Source organism: Rhodococcus sp. M8, assembly GCF_015654185.1.
Classification (GTDB): domain Bacteria; phylum Actinomycetota; class Actinomycetes; order Mycobacteriales; family Mycobacteriaceae; genus Rhodococcus; species Rhodococcus aetherivorans.
On sequence record NZ_CP064065.1, the window covers coordinates 2,141,241 to 2,157,707 of the forward strand.

General features: G+C 70.6%; 14 protein-coding genes. 4 read left to right on the top strand and 10 right to left on the bottom strand.

All coding sequences use genetic code 11. The features are described 5' to 3' along the window. Nucleotides 1–38: 38 nt before the first annotated feature. Together ISO16_RS09575 and ISO16_RS09580 are read right to left on the bottom strand one after the other, a co-directional pair. On the bottom strand, nucleotides 39–932 hold the full coding sequence (locus ISO16_RS09575; RefSeq protein WP_072635808.1) for a hypothetical protein: 894 nt from the start codon (nucleotides 930–932) through the stop codon (nucleotides 39–41). 159 nt (nucleotides 933–1,091) lie between these two features. Continuing rightward, nucleotides 1,092–1,940 (bottom strand): SDR family oxidoreductase, encoded by an 849-nt coding sequence (locus ISO16_RS09580; protein WP_072635809.1) that lies wholly within the window; start codon nucleotides 1,938–1,940, stop codon nucleotides 1,092–1,094. 115 nt (nucleotides 1,941–2,055) lie between these two features. Between ISO16_RS09580 and ISO16_RS09585 the strand changes: the two genes are divergently transcribed. Continuing rightward, on the top strand, nucleotides 2,056–2,436 hold the full coding sequence (locus ISO16_RS09585; protein ID WP_083662549.1) for a winged helix-turn-helix transcriptional regulator: 381 nt from the start codon (nucleotides 2,056–2,058) through the stop codon (nucleotides 2,434–2,436). Nucleotides 2,437–2,445: 9 nt separating this feature from the next. Here ISO16_RS09585 and ISO16_RS09590 read toward each other — a convergent pair whose 3' ends face one another. The 6 genes from ISO16_RS09590 to ISO16_RS09615 form a co-directional block, all read right to left on the bottom strand. Beyond that, nucleotides 2,446–3,855 carry a fatty acid desaturase family protein gene (locus ISO16_RS09590; protein WP_072635810.1) on the bottom strand — a complete coding sequence of 470 codons (1,410 nt, stop codon included), beginning with the start codon at nucleotides 3,853–3,855 and terminating at the stop codon, nucleotides 2,446–2,448. A 16-nt stretch (nucleotides 3,856–3,871) separates the two neighbouring features. Continuing rightward, on the bottom strand, nucleotides 3,872–4,969 hold the full coding sequence (locus ISO16_RS09595) for a ferredoxin reductase (RefSeq protein ID WP_072635811.1): 1,098 nt from the start codon (nucleotides 4,967–4,969) through the stop codon (nucleotides 3,872–3,874). A 150-nt stretch (nucleotides 4,970–5,119) separates the two neighbouring features. Beyond that, nucleotides 5,120–6,523 (bottom strand): dihydrolipoyl dehydrogenase, encoded by a 1,404-nt coding sequence (gene lpdA, locus ISO16_RS09600; protein WP_029545277.1) that lies wholly within the window; start codon nucleotides 6,521–6,523, stop codon nucleotides 5,120–5,122. Nucleotides 6,524–7,812: 1,289 nt separating this feature from the next. Continuing rightward, nucleotides 7,813–8,652, bottom strand: coding sequence for an SDR family oxidoreductase (locus ISO16_RS09605; protein WP_072635825.1), 840 nt, complete (start codon nucleotides 8,650–8,652; stop codon nucleotides 7,813–7,815). A 105-nt stretch (nucleotides 8,653–8,757) separates the two neighbouring features. Continuing rightward, nucleotides 8,758–10,074 (bottom strand): wax ester/triacylglycerol synthase domain-containing protein, encoded by a 1,317-nt coding sequence (locus tag ISO16_RS09610; protein WP_072635826.1) that lies wholly within the window; start codon nucleotides 10,072–10,074, stop codon nucleotides 8,758–8,760. Between the two features lie 123 nt (nucleotides 10,075–10,197). After that, a complete protein-coding gene (locus ISO16_RS09615; protein WP_072635827.1) occupies nucleotides 10,198–11,358 on the bottom strand; it encodes an RNA-guided endonuclease InsQ/TnpB family protein in 1,161 nt (386 codons plus the stop codon). A 116-nt stretch (nucleotides 11,359–11,474) separates the two neighbouring features. On the opposite strand from ISO16_RS09615, the gene ISO16_RS09620 reads away from it, so the two are divergent. Further along, a complete protein-coding gene (locus ISO16_RS09620; RefSeq protein WP_072635828.1) occupies nucleotides 11,475–13,490 on the top strand; it encodes a prolyl oligopeptidase family serine peptidase in 2,016 nt (671 codons plus the stop codon). Nucleotides 13,491–13,500: 10 nt separating this feature from the next. Here the strand turns inward: ISO16_RS09620 and ISO16_RS09625 are convergent, their stop codons facing one another. Together ISO16_RS09625 and ISO16_RS09630 are read right to left on the bottom strand one after the other, a co-directional pair. Further along, nucleotides 13,501–14,352, bottom strand: a complete 852-nt coding sequence (locus tag ISO16_RS09625) for an alpha/beta hydrolase family protein (protein ID WP_072635829.1) — start codon at nucleotides 14,350–14,352, stop codon at nucleotides 13,501–13,503. Nucleotides 14,353–14,361: 9 nt separating this feature from the next. Further along, on the bottom strand, nucleotides 14,362–15,393 hold the full coding sequence (locus ISO16_RS09630) for a patatin-like phospholipase family protein (protein ID WP_029545286.1): 1,032 nt from the start codon (nucleotides 15,391–15,393) through the stop codon (nucleotides 14,362–14,364). Between the two features lie 174 nt (nucleotides 15,394–15,567). Here ISO16_RS09630 and ISO16_RS09635 point away from each other — a divergent pair, with 174 nt between their 5' ends. Together ISO16_RS09635 and ISO16_RS09640 are read left to right on the top strand one after the other, a co-directional pair. Beyond that, entirely contained in the window at nucleotides 15,568–15,891 is a 324-nt protein-coding gene (locus tag ISO16_RS09635) for a PASTA domain-containing protein (protein ID WP_072635855.1), read from the top strand. A gap of 112 nt (nucleotides 15,892–16,003) precedes the next feature. Continuing rightward, the gene (locus tag ISO16_RS09640; RefSeq protein ID WP_029545290.1) at nucleotides 16,004–16,387 is read left to right on the top strand and encodes a phage holin family protein; all 384 of its coding nucleotides are present in this window, start codon (nucleotides 16,004–16,006) and stop codon (nucleotides 16,385–16,387) included. Nucleotides 16,388–16,467: the final 80 nt, after the last annotated feature.

The window sequence follows — 16,467 nt, forward strand, 5'->3', positions numbered from 1 at the left end:
CGGAATCCGCTCACGCTGTGTCGTGGGCGGATTCCGGTTCAGCGCGTGGATCTTCGAGCGACGGCCCGGGCGAACCTCCGGGCGACGACCTCGAACCGCTCCAGGTCGGCCCATGTCCACCGCACGACCTCGAAGCCGAGGTCACGCAGAGCGTCCTCGCGGTGCTTCTCGGCGACGAGGTCGCGGCGGTCGGCGTACTTCCCGGCACCGTCGAATTCGCCGACGACGCCCTGCGATTCCCAGAAGAAGTCGACGCGGTACCGGCGCCCGTCCCGAGCCACGACCTCGTGTTGCAGGGCAGGTACAGGCAGGCCGAATCGCGCCATGCGCAGGCGCGACACCGACTCCCCGACACTCTCGCTCCGTCCGTCGAGCAGGTCCACGACGGCGGCGGCCCGGGACACCCCGGTGCGGTGACGGGCCGCGGCGAGAACTGCGGGCAACCGGTCGCGGGCGGACGCATCGGCACGCAGTCCGGAGTCCCCGGCGACGACCGCCTCCTCGAGTGGCAGCGACCGGCCGAGGTCGACGATGGTGCGCGCCACCGAGGTGACGCGGACACCGTCGAGCGTGACGACATCGCCGTCGCACCAGTCGGTTGCATGGACGTGGAGGTACGTGACCCTGCGCCCACTCGCGGACGTCCGCGAGACGTGTACGCGGCGCAGATCCGCGTTCCACACGTCCAGGCCCAGCAGGACGGCGGCGGACACGTGGCTGAGCGCATCCCCCGGGCGGAGACCCGAGCCGACGTGCCGTGCCAGGATCCGGTGCCGGCCGGTGTCGTCGAGCGGGCCGTCGTCCGCCCGCCGCAGATACACGCCCCGTTTCAGCGCGACGAGGTCGCCTGTCCGCAGCGCGGCGCGGAGCCGGTCGTCGGTGACACCCTGCGCCAGTAGATCCCGTCTGGTCAGGGCTGTGGGATCGGTCATGGACCGAGCGTGGCGCATGCGCCGCGTCGAGCCGGCGCAGATCGGGACGCACCGGCACATCTGGGGATGAAGCGGCCGCCTGTGGACAACCTGGATCCGCTCGCGGAGCCGGAATCTGCCCATGCTGTGTCGTGGGCGGATTCCGGTTCGCCGCGTGGATTACCGGCTCAGCGCCGTGGCCACCGGCGTGCTCGGGCGTCCGATGAGCCGCTGCAGGTCGCCGCTGTCGGTGTCGAGGGCGCCGACGGCGATGCCCGCGTCGGAGTCCGCGAGGATAGCGGCCATCGGAGCGGGCACCCCGGCGCTCTCGAGGACCTTCGTGTACTCGTCCCGGGGCAGGTCCTTGTAGGCGACGGGCACGCCGACGATCCCGGACAGGACGTCGGCGAGTTCCACGTAGGTGAGGCGCTCGTCGCCGCCGAGTTCGTAGATCCGGCCGACCTGGTCGCCGGCGAGCAGCACGGCGGCGGCGGCCTCCGCGTAGTCCTTGCGGGCGGCACCGGCGACGCGGCCGGTGCCGGCGGCGCCGAACAGGGCGCCGGTCGCCTTCGCCGTGTCGACGGCTGCGGCATAGTTCTCCCAGTACCAGCCGTTGCGCAGCAGCACGACGTCCAGGCCGGAGGCGGCGAGCAGGTCCTCGGTGGTCTTGTGCTCGGCGGCCAGGGCCAGGGGGCTGCGCTGCGCGTCGAGGACGCTGGTGTAGGCCACGAGGCCGGCCCCTGCGGCCTTCGCGGCCTCGATGACGTTGGTGTGCTGTGCAATCCGCCGGCCGACCTCGCTTCCGGAGATCAGCAGGAGCTTGTCGACGCCGGCCAGGGCGGCGACGAGTGCGTCCCGGTCGCCGTAGTCGGCGACGCGCACCTGCACGCCCCGGGCGGCGAGGTCGGCAGCCTTCGCGGCGTCGCGGACGATCGCGACGACGTCGGACGGCTCGGCACCGCGGTCGAGCAGAGCGGTGACGACGTGGTGGCCGAGGTGCCCGGTGGCACCGGTGACGGCGATGGTCATGAGATCTCCTCGAGAACGGAAGTCGGGAACACCGCCATCAAATCACTTACTAATCGTAAGTGCAACCTATCAAGTAAGTACGCCACGAAGTGTTCGCACATGTACGCTGGGGGGCGTGACGACGGATCCCGCACTCGAAGCGAACGTGTTCGCCCGCGCGTGCACGTCCCGGCAGGTCCTGCAGAACGCGACCGGCCGCTGGGGCGTGCTCGCCCTGGCCGCCCTGGGCGAGGGCCCGCACCGGTTCGGTGAACTGCGCCGCCACGTCGACGGGGTGAGCGAGCGCATGCTGTCCCAGACGCTGCAGCAGCTCGAGCGCGACGGCCTCGTCCACCGACGGGTGGAAACGACCATTCCGCCCAAGGTCGAGTACAGCCTCACGCCGCTCGGCGCGCAGGTAGCCGAGCACCTGCGCGCCCTCATCGGGCTACTCGAGTCGAGCATGCCGGAATTGCTTGCGGCACAAGCGGAGTACGACCGAACCCATCGGCCGTAGCAACGATCGTCAGCGCGGCGGCAGTTCGACCTCCACACCACCGTGCTCGTGCTCCGGGCCTGCTGCGGGATGGTCCGCGGGCAGTCGGCTGCGGAACCGGGCGGCCTCGCTCGTCGCCGGCTTCCGTGACGACGGATCGTCCGCGCTGCGATACGGACCGGGCTTCGGCCGCGGCTTGCCGCCGGGGAACGCGAGGCGCAGGATCGTCCGGTGCACGGTGCCCCACTGCCTGGACAGGGGCCCGGTGTTGTACGGCAGTCCGTACCGCTCGCAGATGTCCTTCACCTCGGGCGCCACCTCGGAGTACCGGGTGCTCGGCATGTCGGGGTAGAGGTGGTGTTCGACCTGGTAGCCGAGGTTCCCGCTGATCACGTGGAACAGCGGGCTGCCCTCGATGTTGGCCGCACCGACCAGCTGGCGGACGTACCATCCGCCGCGGCTCTCGTTCTCGACCTCCTTCCGGCTGAAGGTGTACGTCTGGTCCGGGAAGTGGCCGCAGAAGATGATCGCGTGCGACCACACGTTGCGGATGATGTTGGCGGTGAAGTCCGCCGCCAGGGTGGCGAGGAACGTCCTCTCCACGCCCGGCAGGACCTTGTCGAGCACGTCGGCGACGAGGTCGGCCCGGCGGCCGGCCGCGCGGCCACCCCCGAGGCGGCCGAGTCCGCGCAGCCGGCGCCCGATCCGGGAGGTGGCCGGCTGCGGAATCCGTCCGCCCGACAGCAGCTGCACGGCGGCGAACGCGCCGGCGGAGACCAGGGGCCAGCCCACGTAGTCCTTGACGAATTGCCGCCGCGCCTTGCCTGCGATGCCCTTCAGTTCGCCGAGCACCTGCGCCGGGGTCTTCTCCCCCGCCCACAGCGCATCGAGATCGAGGTCGTGCAGCGCCACGCCCCACTCGAAGAACGCCATGAGCAGCACGTTGTAGAACGGCTGCGCAAGGTAGACCGGATGCCACTTCTGGTGCGGGTCGATCCGCATGATCTCGTACCCGAGATCCTTGTCCTTGCCGCGGATGTTGGTGAAGGTGTGGTGAATGTAGTTGTGCGAGTGTTTCCAGCCCGCCGCGGTCGACGCGGTGTCCCAGTCCCACACCGACGAGTGGATGTCCGGATCGTTCATCCAGTCCCACTGCCCGTGCATGACGTTGTGGCCGATCTCCATGTTCTCGAGGATCTTGGCCATGCCGAGGCATGCGGTGCCCGCGACCCACGCCGGCTTGGACGCCGAGCCGAGCAGCAGGGCACGGCCGGCGACGGCGAGCTGTCGCTGCGTCGCGATCACCGTCTTGATGTAGCGGCGGTCGCGCTCCCCCAGGTCGGCGTAGACCCGGTCGTGGATGGCGTCGAACTCCTTCGCCAATGCCTCGAGCGTTTCCTCGCTCAGATGCGCGAGCGGACTTTCGATCTCCGTCGTCATCTCGCGTTCCTTTCGTTCACAGCTCGATTTCGATGTCGCCTTCGGCGGTGTGGATGCATGTGCGGACCGCGGCGCCGACGGGTTCGGCGACCTCGTCCGTGCGCAGGTCCCGCACCCTGCCCGACCGCAGGGTGCCCACGCAGGTATGGCAGATTCCGATCCGGCATCCGTACGGAAGCTGCAGGCCGGCCTTCTCGCCCGCCACCAGGATCGGCGTGCCGCCGTCGCATTCGACGTCGGCCTCGCTGTCGAGGAAGTGGACCGTGCCGCCCTCACCCGACCCCGCATTCCCGCCGATGATCGGCTGGAAACGCTCCATGTGGAGTTTTTTCGGATCACCGTGGTCGTTCCAGTGCTCGACGAACGCATCGAGCATCTCGCCGGGTCCGGAGCAGAACGCCTCCCGCTCCCGCCAGTCGGGGCACAGTTCGTCCAGATCGGCCGGCGTCATGCGGCCCTGCTCCGCGGTGAGCCGCAGCACCAGGCGGAACCCGGGACGACGCGCATCGAGGTCACGCAGCACGGACGCGAAGATGACCTCGTCGGCGGTACGGGCCGAGTGCACCAGGACGACGTCGTCGAGGGCGTCGCGGTGGTCCAGGCTGCGCAGCATGCTCATGATCGGCGTGATACCGCTACCGGCACTGACGAACAGCATCTTCCCCGGCAGCGGGTCGGGCAGGGTGAACACACCCTCGACCTCGCCGAGCCGCACCACGTCGCCGGGCCGGATCCGGCGCACCAGGTGCGGCGAGACCACGCCGGTCTCGACCACCTTCGGGGTGACGCTGATCAGCCCGTCCTCGGGCTCGGGATCGGAGGTCAGCGAATAGGCGCGCCAGTGGTAGACGCCGTCGATGATCACCCCCAGCCGCACGTACTGGCCGGGACGGTGCCCCTGCCACTCGTACGCGGGACGGATCAGCACGGACGCCGCACGGGAACCTTCGGGCACCACCCGCTCGACCCGGCCCCGCAGCTCCCTGGTGGTCCACAGGGGATTGATCATCTCGAGGTAGTCGTCGGGACGAAGGGGGGTGAACAGGTGGCGCACGGCACGCAACATCATCCTGCGAATCGGATGTACCTCGGGTCGCGCGCCGCGTTCCGCCATGGGGGGAAGGTACCCCGCGTCACGGGTATCGAATCAGGTTTCGTCTCCGAAGACGACGACAGCCCGCGGCGACGTTTCGGTCGCCACGGGCTGAGGCCGGTACATCCGAACGGGGATCTGCCCGTGCGGAGGATCTTCGACGCGCTGGGATCAGAAGTTGATCATGTGCCCTGCGAGGCCGTGGATGGCCTCCTGCAGCGCCTCGCTCAGCGTCGGGTGGGTGTGGACGTTGCGGGCCAGTTCGTTGACCGTCAGGTCCCACTTCTGCGCGAGGGTCAGCTCGGGCAGAAGTTCGGAGACGTCGGGGCCGATCAGGTGGCCGCCGAGCAGTTCCCCGTGCTTGTTGTCGGCGATCAGCTTGACGAAGCCGTTGGGGTCGCCGAGGCCGTGGGCCTTGCCGTTCGCGGTGAAGGGGAAGGTCGCGACCTTGACGTCGTAACCCTCGTCGCGCGCCTGCTCCTCGGTCAGGCCGAAGCTGGCGACCTGCGGCTGGCAGAACGTCGCGCGCGGCATCATCCGGTAGTCGTCGAAGGTGAGGGTCTCGGCGCCACCGATGGTCTCGGCCGCGACCACGCCCATCGCCTCGGCGACGTGCGCCAGCATGAGCTTGGCGGTGACGTCACCGATGGCGTAGATGTGCGGCACGTTCGTGCGCATCACGTCGTCGATGGCGATGGCGCCGCGGTCGGTGAGGGCGACACCGGTGTTCTCGAGGCCGAAGCCCTCCACGCGCGGGGCGAACCCGACCGACTGCATGACCTTGTCGACGACGACGGACTCGACGTTGCCGGACTTGTTGTCCTTGATCGCGACGGTCACCTTGTTGCCGTCGTCGTCGATCGACTGCACCGCGGCACCGGTCATGATCTTCACGCCCAGCTTCTTGTACGCCTTCGCGATCTCCTTGGAGATGTCGGCGTCCTCGTTGGGCAGCGCACGGTCGAGGAACTCGACGATGGTGACGTCCACGCCGTAGTTGGCCAGCACGTAGCCGAACTCCATACCGATGGCACCGGCACCGACGATGAGAATCGAGCCCGGCAGCTCACGGGTGAGGATCTGCTCCTCGTAGGTGACCACGTTCTTGCTCAGCTCGGTGCCGGGCAGCAGCTTGGTGACCGAACCGGTCGCGATGATCGCGTTGTCGAAGGTCACCGTCTCGGTCCCGCCCTTGTTGAGCTCGACGGAGATGGTGTTGGCATCGACGAAGGAACCCGCACCGTCGTATTCGGTGATCTTGTTCTTCTTCATCAGGAAGTGCACGCCCTTGACGCGGCCGTCCGCGACCTTGCGGCTGCGGTCCACGGCGGCGCCGAAGTCGAAGGACACGTCCCCCGACATGCCGAACGTCTTGGCCTCTTTCGTGAAGAGATGCGCCAGTTCGGCATTGCGGAGAAGCGCCTTGGAGGGAATGCAGCCCACGTTCAGGCAGACACCACCCCAGTACTTCTTCTCGATGATGGCGGTACTCAGTCCCAGCTGTGCCGCGCGGATAGCAGCGACGTACCCACCGGGACCGGCTCCGAGGACAACGACGTCATAGTGTGAGGTCACGAACAAACAGGGTAGACCTGCCGCTCCGGCGTGTCTGCGGATGGTCCGGTTACTTGCCGGTAGCCCCGACATGAGGCACGAATCGGGCAGGCGCACGGCGTCGAGCGGGTGATCGCGCGGCCGAGGGGACGCTGCCGCGGGCGAGGGGGGACACTGCCGCGGGCGAGGGGGGACACTGCCGCGGGCGAGGGGGACACTGCCGCGGGCGAGGGGGACACTGCCGCGGGCGAGGGGGACACTGCCGCGGGCGAGGGGGACACTGCCGCGGGCGAGGGGGACACTGCCGCGGGCGAGGGGGACACTGCCGCGGGCGAGGGGGACACTGCCGCGGGCGAGGGGGACACTGCCGCAGGCGAGGGGGACACTGCCGCAGGCGAGGGGGACACTGCCGCAGGCGAGGGGGACACTGCCGCAGGCGAGGGGGACACTGCCGCAGGCGAGGGGGACACTGCCGCAGGCGAGGGGGACACTGCCGCAGGCGAGGGGGACACTGCCGCAGGCGAGGGGGACACTGCCGCAGGCGAGGGGGACACTGCCGCAGGCGAGGGGGACACTGCCGCAGGCGAGGGGGACACTGCCGCAGGCGAGGGGGACACTGCCGCAGGCGAGGGGGACACTGCCGCAGGCGAGGGGGACACTGCCGCAGGCGAGGGGGACACTGCCGCAGGCGAGGGGGACACTGCCGCAGGCAAGGGGGACACTGCCGCAGGCAAGGGGGACACTGCCGCAGGCAAGGGGGACACTGCCGCAGGCAAGGGGGACACTGCCGCAGGCAAGGGGGACACTGCCGCAGGCAAGGGGGACACTGCCGCAGGCAAGGGGGACACTGCCGCAGGCAAGGGGGACACTGCCGCAGGCAAGGGGGACACTGCCGCAGGCAAGGGGGACACTGCCGCAGGCAGGGGGACACTGCCGCAGGCAAGGGGGACACTGCCGCAGGCAAGGGGGACACTGCCGCAGGCAAGGGGGACACTGCCGCAGGCAAGGGGGACACTGCCGCAGGCAAGGGGGACACTGCCGCAGGCAAGGGGGACACTGCCGCAGGCAAGGGGGACACTGCCGCAGGCAAGGGGGACACTGCCGCAGGCAAGGGGGACACTGCCGCAGGCAAGGGGGACACTGCCGCAGGCAAGGGGGGACACTGCCGCAGGCAAGGGGGGACACTGCCGCAGGCAAGGGGGGACACTGCCGCAGGCAAGGGGGGACACTGCCGCGGGCGAGGGGGGCGCTGCCGCGACGAACATCGAGAGCCGCCCGCGACAACCGCCCCCTCGGGCGCAAGCACTTCCTCAGCGGCGGAAGCTCCGCATCCGCCGCACGTACCGCAGCACCTTCCGCACCGGCACCGGTCGCGGCCAGTCGACGGCACGGAACCACGCCTCGCTGCCGCCGTCGACCACCACGACGGAACCCACGAGGAAGTCCGCGGCCGGCGAGAGCATGAACCCCACCCACTCGGCGATCCGGTCGGGATCACCGAACCCGCCGATCGGAACCGGAAAACTCCTGACCCGCTTACCTTCCGGGCTCGCGAGCTGAGTCTCGAGCAACGGCGTCGCCACCGCGCCCGGCGCGAGGACGTTCAGCCGGATCCCCGACCCCGCCCAGTCCGGGGTCACCGCGTTCCGGCGTGCCCAGTGGGTGACGGCGATCTTCGACGCGGCGTAGGTGAACGGGGCGGCCGCCGGCCGGATCCGGCCCGCCCGCCGCACGCCCTTCTCCAGGTCGCCCGCGAGAAACGCCCGCACCGCCGACATCGGGACGGCCGGGGTGGTGGTCGTCGAATTCGACCCGAACACGACGACCTTGCTGTTGCCGGTCGCGGCGAGCGCCGGCCGCCACCCCTCGAGCAGCTCGATCACGCCCCGGACGTTGACCTGGGCGATGGCCTGTTCCATGCCGGGCACCGGACCGAGGCCCGCGGCGAGGACCGCACCGTCGAGCCGGTTCCCGGCCCGCTCGAGGGTCTGCCGCACCGCGTCGGAACGTCCCGCCGGGGTCGAGAGGTCGGCGACGACGTCGCCCTCCTTCAGGTCGATCCCGATCACCGTGTGACCGGCTGCCCGCAGCCGATCCGCGGCGGCCCGGCCCATCCCCGACGCCGCACCGGTCACCGCATACACACCCATCGTCACTCCCTCGTCGATCCGGTTCCGACCGGCACGCTACAGTCGCAACCGTCCCGAACCAAGCAGTTGCTCGACAGCGCCCGGGGCGGTCCGGGCACACCTTCCCTACGCGCGCGCCACCTGCGCGACGGCGGCACGCAGCACGGTCTCGTACCGGTCCAGTTCCCCGGGCTCGAGCACCTGCGGACTGGTCGTGACCGACAGCGTGACCACGTCGCCGATCCCGTGCACGCCGTGGGTCAGTCCCATGACGGGCGACAGGCCCGGGAACCCGGCGGTGAAGCGCACGACGGCGCCACCGAGCACCAGATCGCCGGCGCCGCGGTACACGCTCGACACGACCGTAGTGCCGGTGACGGTCCGCGGCACCGCGCCGAAGTCGGCGCGGGCGAGCCCGAACCGCAGCAGCGGGGCCGGGACGTGCGCGAGCGGACGATCCCGCAGATCCATGGCCGGATGCGTGATCCGTCGCCGCCGCTGCGCCAGGTCGTCCGCGATGGCCGCGGCGCGTTCACGGGGATCGCACACGTGCGCGAACAGCCGGACGCCGGTGCTGCGGTAGGCATTGCGCGACAACCCGTTTCCGGCGAGGGAGACGGGCACCTCCGCGCCGAGCCGGTCGGCCGGGAAGTCGCCGAGGAACTCGGCGAGCGCGGACCCGATCGCGGTCAGCGCACCGACGGTCACGGTCCCCACCGTGCGCAGGTCCGTCGCCGGGCACACGATCGTCCGCACGGCACGCCGCGGGCCGGGATCGGTGTTCACGGCGCTCGGCGGGCAGCCCGGGGTCGGCGGCGGGACGGCCGGATCGGCCAGTTCCCGTTCGGCGCGACCCGCGCGTGCCCCCGTCACCAGCAGCGAGCCCAGCTGGAGCGGCACCCGGGCCGCGGCCCGCAGCAGCATCACCGGCACCGCCGGCGCCTCCGGCCCGGCCGGGGCCCCGTCGCCGGCGGGGGCGGTGCCGGACAGCAACGCCCGGGCCAGGGCGGACGCGCGAGTCCCGTCCGCGAAGGCGTGCGAAACCTGCAGCACGACAACGGTTGCGGCCGCGGCGCAACGCGGTGCCCCCGTCACGCCGGGCACCAGGTGCAGCCGCCACGGCGAGGCCCGGATGTCGAGCCGGTCGGTGAGCAGCTCACCGAGGGCCTCCTGCACGCCCGGCCAGGACGGATCCGGCAGCCGGTGCACGACGAACCGGTCGGCGCCGACGGGCCCGGTCGCCAAGTACGGATAGTCCAGATCGCCCGGCACCGCCACGGCGTGCAGCCGCAGCTCGACGACGGCCGACGCCCGTCGCCGCAGCTCCGCTACCAGACGGTCGGGGTCGCCGGCCGGCCCCTCGAAGCAGAACAGCAGGAACTGGTCGCTGCGGACGCGGTCGTCGAGCCAGTCCCGCTGGGCGTCGGAGGGGTGGAGCTGCATGCCGCCAGTGTGGCGGGTGCGGCGTTTGCGTCGCGCGCCGCGGTCCCCACCGGGTCGCCCGGGGCCGGATGGGTAACAATTGCCCTCAACGCCTCTCCTGCCTGAAGGCAGGAGATTCCCAGCTCAGACCGCAACCGCAGCACCGACCCGAAGGAGGTGATCCGATTGACTGACGTCGTCGACACCGGTGTGGCCACGCTCCGCCACAGCCGGAACCACTCTGGCAGCGTTCCGGTCCCGGCATGCGATATAGCCGCAGCCCTGGCACCGGAAGATCCGTTCTGCGAGTTCGAGACGCTGCTTGGTTCTCGCGAAACACCTCGAACACGTCGTGGTCGTGTACGCGGGCCGCACCATCACCACCTTCCGGCCGGCCCGCCTGCCCCGCTCGATCAACTCCCGTTTCGCCGACCCGATCGCCGCGTCCGCGGCCTGACGAGCCATCGTCGACCTCGCCAGAAACCGCGGCCGGAAATCCTCCACCGCAATCAACTCATGGTTGTCGACCACACGTTTCGCCCACACCCGCGCCTCGTGCCGGTTCCGGCGCGCGGCCTTCGTCACGATCTTCGCCACGTGTGGGCGGGCGCGCCGGTAGCCCTTCGACGGCGGGTGGCCCTTCCCGCGGCGGCGCGCCATCTTCCGTTGGGCTTTCGCCGGCTCCGCCGCGCAGCGTTTCCGATGCCCACCGTAGGACAGGTCGAATCTCTCGTCGGTGGTCGTCGCGGTCCGGGCCACACCCCAATCCACACCGATCCCGGAACCGCCCGGGGCTCCCGGTGCCGGTTCCACCTCGCGGGTCACCACGAACGAGGCGTACCAGTGCCCCAACGAATCGCGGGTGATGCGCACACTCGACGGCTCCGACGGCAACTCCCGCGACCACACCACCGGGATGCTGACACCCTTGGCGAGCACCAACCGCCCGTCCCGGATCCGGAAGCCGCGCCGGGTGTACTCGAGCGACGGCGACGTCGTCTTCCGCGACTTGCCTCTGGGGCGGCCACGCCCTTGCACCGTGAAGGATGCCTCCAACGCTTGTGCGTAGGTTCGCAGCGTCTGCTGCTGCGCCACCTGGGAACCGTCCCGCAACCACGACGAGCGTTTCCGCGCTTCGGTCAACTGCTTGGCCAGCTTCCCGAACGTAGGCCTGCCACCGGCCTTGTGTTGGTGCACCGCCTCGTTCCACAGGAATCGGCAACGATGCCACTCCTGCATCAGTGCATGTTCGGCGATACTGCCCGGCCGCAACCGGTAGTTGTAGCGCACCACCTCGACCCCCATACCGGGCACGCCAACCGGACCCACCGACAGGTTTCCCCGACACCCTCACACCCCTCGAGAGGAGGACGGCGCTTTCTCTCCCCCGTGCACGAGGGAGTATCCGCGCCGAACACCAGATGACCGACGACACGAACGACCCGTACCTCTGGCTCGAGGACGTCACCGGCGACGAGCAACTCGGGTGGGTGCGCGCGCACAACGACCGCACCGTCGACGAGTACACCCGCACCGAGGCGTTCGAGACGCTGCAGTCCCGGATCCGGGAGGTCCTCGACACCGACGCGCGCATTCCGTACGCGCGGCGTCGGGGCGAGTACCTGTACAACTACTGGCGCGACGCTCGGCACGTGCGCGGTCTGTGGCGGCGCACCACCATGGAGCAGTACCTGCGCGACGCCCCGGACTGGGACGTGCTGGTCGACCTCGATGCGGTCGCCGAGGCGGAGGGCGAGAACTGGGTGTGGTCGGGCGCGCAGGTGCTGCGGCCCGACCAGTCCCGGGCCCTGATCGGCCTGTCGCGCGGCGGCGCCGACGCCACCGTGATCCGCGAGTTCGATGTGGAATCACGGAAGTTCGTCGACGGGCCGGACAGTTTCACGGTGCCGGAGGCGAAGACCGACATCGGCTGGATCGATGCGGACACCGTGTACGTCGGCACCGATTTCGGCGACGGCTCGCTCACCGACTCCGGATATCCGCGCCTGGCCAAGCGCTGGCGCCGCGGTACCCCGCTGTCCGCGGCCGAAACGGTGTACGAGGGCGACAAGTCCGACGTCGCCGTCTCCGCCTGGTACGACCGCACCCCCGGCTTCGAGCGCAGTTTCGTCGAGCGCGCGATCGACTTCTACACGTCGCACCGTTTCGAGTTGCGGCCCGACGGGGAGCTCGTCCGGATCGAGGCCCCGGACGACGCGAAGGTCTCCGTGTACCGCGACCACCTGCTGATCAGGACCCGGTCGCCGTGGCTCGGACATCCGGCGGGCACCCTGCTGGCCGCGAACTACCCCGAGTTCCTGGCCGGGTCGCGCGAGATGACGGTGCTGTTCGCCCCGGACGCGCACACCTCGCTGGAACAGTACGCCTGGACGCGGAACCACCTGCTGGTGGTCGCGCTGCGCGACGTGCAGACCGAGGTGCGGATGCTCACCCCGGCAGCGGACGGGTGGACCGATCGGCCCCTCGAGGACGTGCCGGCCGCGACCTCCACCTCCGTGATCGACGTCGACCCGCTCGAGAGCGACGAATTCTTCCTCAACTCCAGCGGTTTCACCGTGCCCGCGACGCTGCTGTCCGGCACGGTCGGCAGCCCGCTGGAGTCGATCAAGCAGGCCCCGGCGTTCTTCGACGCCGAGAACGTGACCGTCACACAGTATTTCGCCACCTCGGACGACGGAACCCAGGTTCCGTACTTCGTGGTGGGCCGCAACACCTCGTCCCCGGCGCCGACCCTGCTGTACGGCTACGGCGGATTCGAGAACTCGATGGTGCCGGCGTACAGCGGCGGCGTGGGCCTGGCGTGGCTCGAACGCGGGTACACCTACGTGATCGCCAACATCCGCGGCGGCGGAGAGTACGGGCCGCAGTGGCACACCCAGGCGCTGAAGGAGAACCGGCCCCGGGTGTTCGAGGACTTCGCCGCGGTGGCGCGGGATCTGGTCGCGCGCGGCATCACCACCGCCGACCGGCTCGGCATCCAGGGCGGCAGCAACGGCGGTCTGCTCATGGGCGTGATGCTCACCCGCTACCCCGAACTGTTCGGGACGATCGTGTGCCAGGTGCCGCTGCTGGACATGAAGCGGTATCACCTGCTGCTCGCCGGGGCGTCGTGGATGGCCGAGTACGGCGACCCCGACGACCCCGACGAGTGGGCCTTCCTGCGCGAGTACTCGCCGTACCAGAACACCGACCCGGACGCGGCGTACCCGCCGATCCTGATCACCACCTCGACCCGGGACGACCGGGTGCATCCCGGTCACGCCCGGAAGATGGTGGCCCGGCTCGAGGAACAGGGGCACGAGGTCTGGTACTACGAGAACATCGAGGGCGGGCACGGCGGTGCCGCGGACAACGCCCAGGCCGCGTTCAAGGCGGCACTGACGTTCACGTTCCTCGAGCGCATGCTGTCCCGGTAGGAGGCCGCGCTCACCGGTCCTTCAACCAGGCGGCGATGCGGTCGACGGTGTCCGTGTTGTCGCGGATCCACCCGTTGTGCCCCAGCGGCCGGGACTGGTGCCACGTCGTCACGTCCGCGGCGGGCATCTTCTCGAGCAGGTGCCGGGCGGCGGGGACGGGCGTCATGTCGTCGCCCTCGACGGTGACCGACAGGACCGGCAGGCTCAGCTCGGCCAGCCGCCGCTCGTAGTCGACGTCGGCGCCGCGGGGCTCGAAACGTCCGCTGCGGGCCAGGCGCGCCCAGTCCGAGATGAGCAGCCGGGACTGGCGGCCGAAACCGGCGACGTCGAGCCGATCGCCGGGCCAGAACCCGGCCACGCTCGCGGTGATCGACATCGCCGCGGACCCGAGGAGCAGACCCGGCCCGCGGATGCCCGCGTGGTGACGGTAGTAGGGGGTGCCCGCGGCGACGAGGATCAGCCCGCCGAGGCGTCCGGGATTGCGGGAGGCATAGAGCACCCCGAGCTGACCGCCCATCGAATGCCCCAGGAGGTACGGGGTGGAGTCGAGGAACCGTTCGTGCACCACCTCGAACATCGCCGGCAGGTCGACGGCCACCAGTTCCTGGTAGCCGTAGTCGCTGTCGGGTCCGGGACGGGGGCGGCTGTCGCCCTGCCCGGGCAGCTCGCAGAGCGCGGCGTCGAACCCGTGCCCGGTGAGCGCCTCGGCGACGGGCTCGTAGTAGCCCGCCGGGATCCCGAGGCCGGGCAGGATCACCACCACGGGCCGTGGCGCGTCGATGCGGGCCGGGTGTTCCGGACCGGGAAACAGGCGGACCGGCGTCGTCGTGCCGCCCGGCAGCTGGATCGGTACGGTCTCCACCGGCTCAGCCTAGGCGGTTCCGGTGTCCGGGTCAGCCGGTTCGGCGACCGGCGCGACGCCGAGCCCCGCGGCGTCGAGGGCGGACTCCGTGAGGCTGCGGCCGAGCGCGATCATCTCGGCCGCACGGTGGAAGTCGAGGCTGCGTCCCGACTTGCGAGGGACGCGGATGAGCACGTCCGGCGGGTACCCGGCGAGCTGATACCGGGCGAGGGCCGACTGCATCAGATCGAGCGAACGGTTCATCACCTCGAAGCGGCTGAGCTTCGGGACCGGTACCGGATCGTCGACGACCTCGGTCTCCTCGGGCGCCACGTCCTCCACGGCATCGCTGCGTGCCACCTGCCCGCTGCCGAAGCGACCGACCACCGAGCGGACGACGTCGCGCTCGAGCAGTTGCGCGGCGCTGCGGCGGAAGCGGCCGATCCACTCGTCGACCGGTCGCGGCTCCGCACTCGCGTGGGCCGGGGCGCCGCCCTCGACGTCGCGCTCCTCCGCCCCGAGGCTGACACCGATGGTGACGTCGGCACCGGCGGCGAGGATCGGGGCGAGTGGCAGCGGATCGAGGATTCCGCCGTCCGCGAGCACCCGCCCGTTGAGCACGTACGGGGTGATCACGCCGGGGATCGCGATGGAGGCGCGGATCGCCACGTCGACGGGGCCGCGCTGGAACCACACGGACCGACCGGCGGCCAGGTCCGTCGCGACCGCCGTATACGGGATCCGCAGCCCCTCGATGGGGGTGTCGCCGAGGATCTCGCGCACCTTGTCGAGGATCTTCTCGGCGTGGATGGCGCCCGGCGCGGACAGCGACACGTCGAGCAGGCGCAGCACGTCGAGCTGGGTCAACGACGTCGCCCAGCGGGTGTAGTCGTCGAGCTTGCCCGCCGCGTACAGCCCGCCGACGAGCGCGCCCATGGACGAGCCCGCCACCCCGGTGATGTCGAAGCCGCGTTCCTCGAGCACCTCGATCACGCCGATGTGGGCGTAGCCGCGGGCACCCCCGCTGCCCAGGGCGAGCGCCACACGCGTCGGTCCGGCCATGCACAGATCCTACGGAGCACACGGCGCGCGAACCCCGAGACGAAAGATCAGGGTAGGGATCGGGGCGTCACCCGATGTGGAGCCGGCCCGCCGGTCGGCACGCTGAAAGGCATGACATCCACCACGAGCAGTTCCCACTCCGTTCCCGAAAGATCCCGCCGTGGAAGGGGTTTGCTGCGCACCTCCGTCACCGCGGCCGTGTGCGCGGCGGCCGCGTCGGTGTTGCTGGGCGCCGGGACCGCGGCGGCGGCCCAGCCGGCTCCGAACGTGGTCGGCATGAGCGAATACAGCGCCCGGGCCGCGCTCGAGGCGCAGGGCGTGCCGTACGGCGTGGTCAACCGCGCCGGCACGGCATCCGGCGACTGCCACGTCACCGAACAGCGCGACAGGGGCTACCGCACCGAGATCGACATGCGGTACAACCACGACAAGGACGAGTTCGAGCGCGTCGAGACGCAGGTCTGGCGGGGCGTGGGCCTGGCGGTGGTCTGCATCTGACGAGTTCTCGCGCCGCGCCGACGATCCGGCGCCTCGAGGCGGGCCGGGATTCCGGCCCGCCTCGTCGGCTTGTCGGTTCACCCTCCCGGCCGGTGGGGACTAGTCTCCTGGCATGGTCCGTCTGCTCGCGTCCGCGGTCGTCGCACTGCTCGCCAACGCTCTGGCGCTGCTCGTCGGTGCCTGGGTCCTGCCCGGCATGACGCTCGACGGCGTCGCCTTCGTCATCGCCGTCGTCCTGTTCACCGTGGCCGCGATGCTCGTCGACCCCCTGCTGCGTCAGCTGGCGGTGACCAAGACCCCTGCGCTCCTGGGCAGCAGCGCGCTCATCTCGACGCTGGTGGCGCTGATCGTCACCTCGCTCGTCAGCGACGGCCTGCAGATCCGGGGCGCGGCGACCTGGATCCTCGCGACGGTGATCGTGTGGGCCGTCGCGCTGATCGCCCGGATGCTGCTGCCCCTGGTGATCTTCAAGAAGACGCTCGCCAAGCGCCGCTGAGGACGAACCCCGAGACGAAAGATCAGGGTAGGAATCGGGGCGTCACCCGATGTGGCCGGCAGGCCCGCGGCGGCACGCTT

Coding starts and splice junctions, on each gene's coding strand:
- ISO16_RS09575 (WP_072635808.1), bottom strand. CDS start 932: ATGACCGATCCCACAGCCCTGACCAGACGGGATCTACTGGCGCAGGGT.
- ISO16_RS09580 (WP_072635809.1), bottom strand. CDS start 1,940: ATGACCATCGCCGTCACCGGTGCCACCGGGCACCTCGGCCACCACGTC.
- ISO16_RS09590 (WP_072635810.1), bottom strand. CDS start 3,855: ATGACGACGGAGATCGAAAGTCCGCTCGCGCATCTGAGCGAGGAAACG.
- ISO16_RS09595 (WP_072635811.1), bottom strand. CDS start 4,969: ATGGCGGAACGCGGCGCGCGACCCGAGGTACATCCGATTCGCAGGATG.
- ISO16_RS09605 (WP_072635825.1), bottom strand. CDS start 8,652: ATGGGTGTGTATGCGGTGACCGGTGCGGCGTCGGGGATGGGCCGGGCC.
- ISO16_RS09610 (WP_072635826.1), bottom strand. CDS start 10,074: ATGCAGCTCCACCCCTCCGACGCCCAGCGGGACTGGCTCGACGACCGC.
- ISO16_RS09615 (WP_072635827.1), bottom strand. CDS start 11,358: ATGGGGGTCGAGGTGGTGCGCTACAACTACCGGTTGCGGCCGGGCAGT.
- ISO16_RS09620 (WP_072635828.1), top strand. CDS start 11,475: ATGACCGACGACACGAACGACCCGTACCTCTGGCTCGAGGACGTCACC.
- ISO16_RS09630 (WP_029545286.1), bottom strand. CDS start 15,393: ATGGCCGGACCGACGCGTGTGGCGCTCGCCCTGGGCAGCGGGGGTGCC.
- ISO16_RS09640 (WP_029545290.1), top strand. CDS start 16,004: ATGGTCCGTCTGCTCGCGTCCGCGGTCGTCGCACTGCTCGCCAACGCT.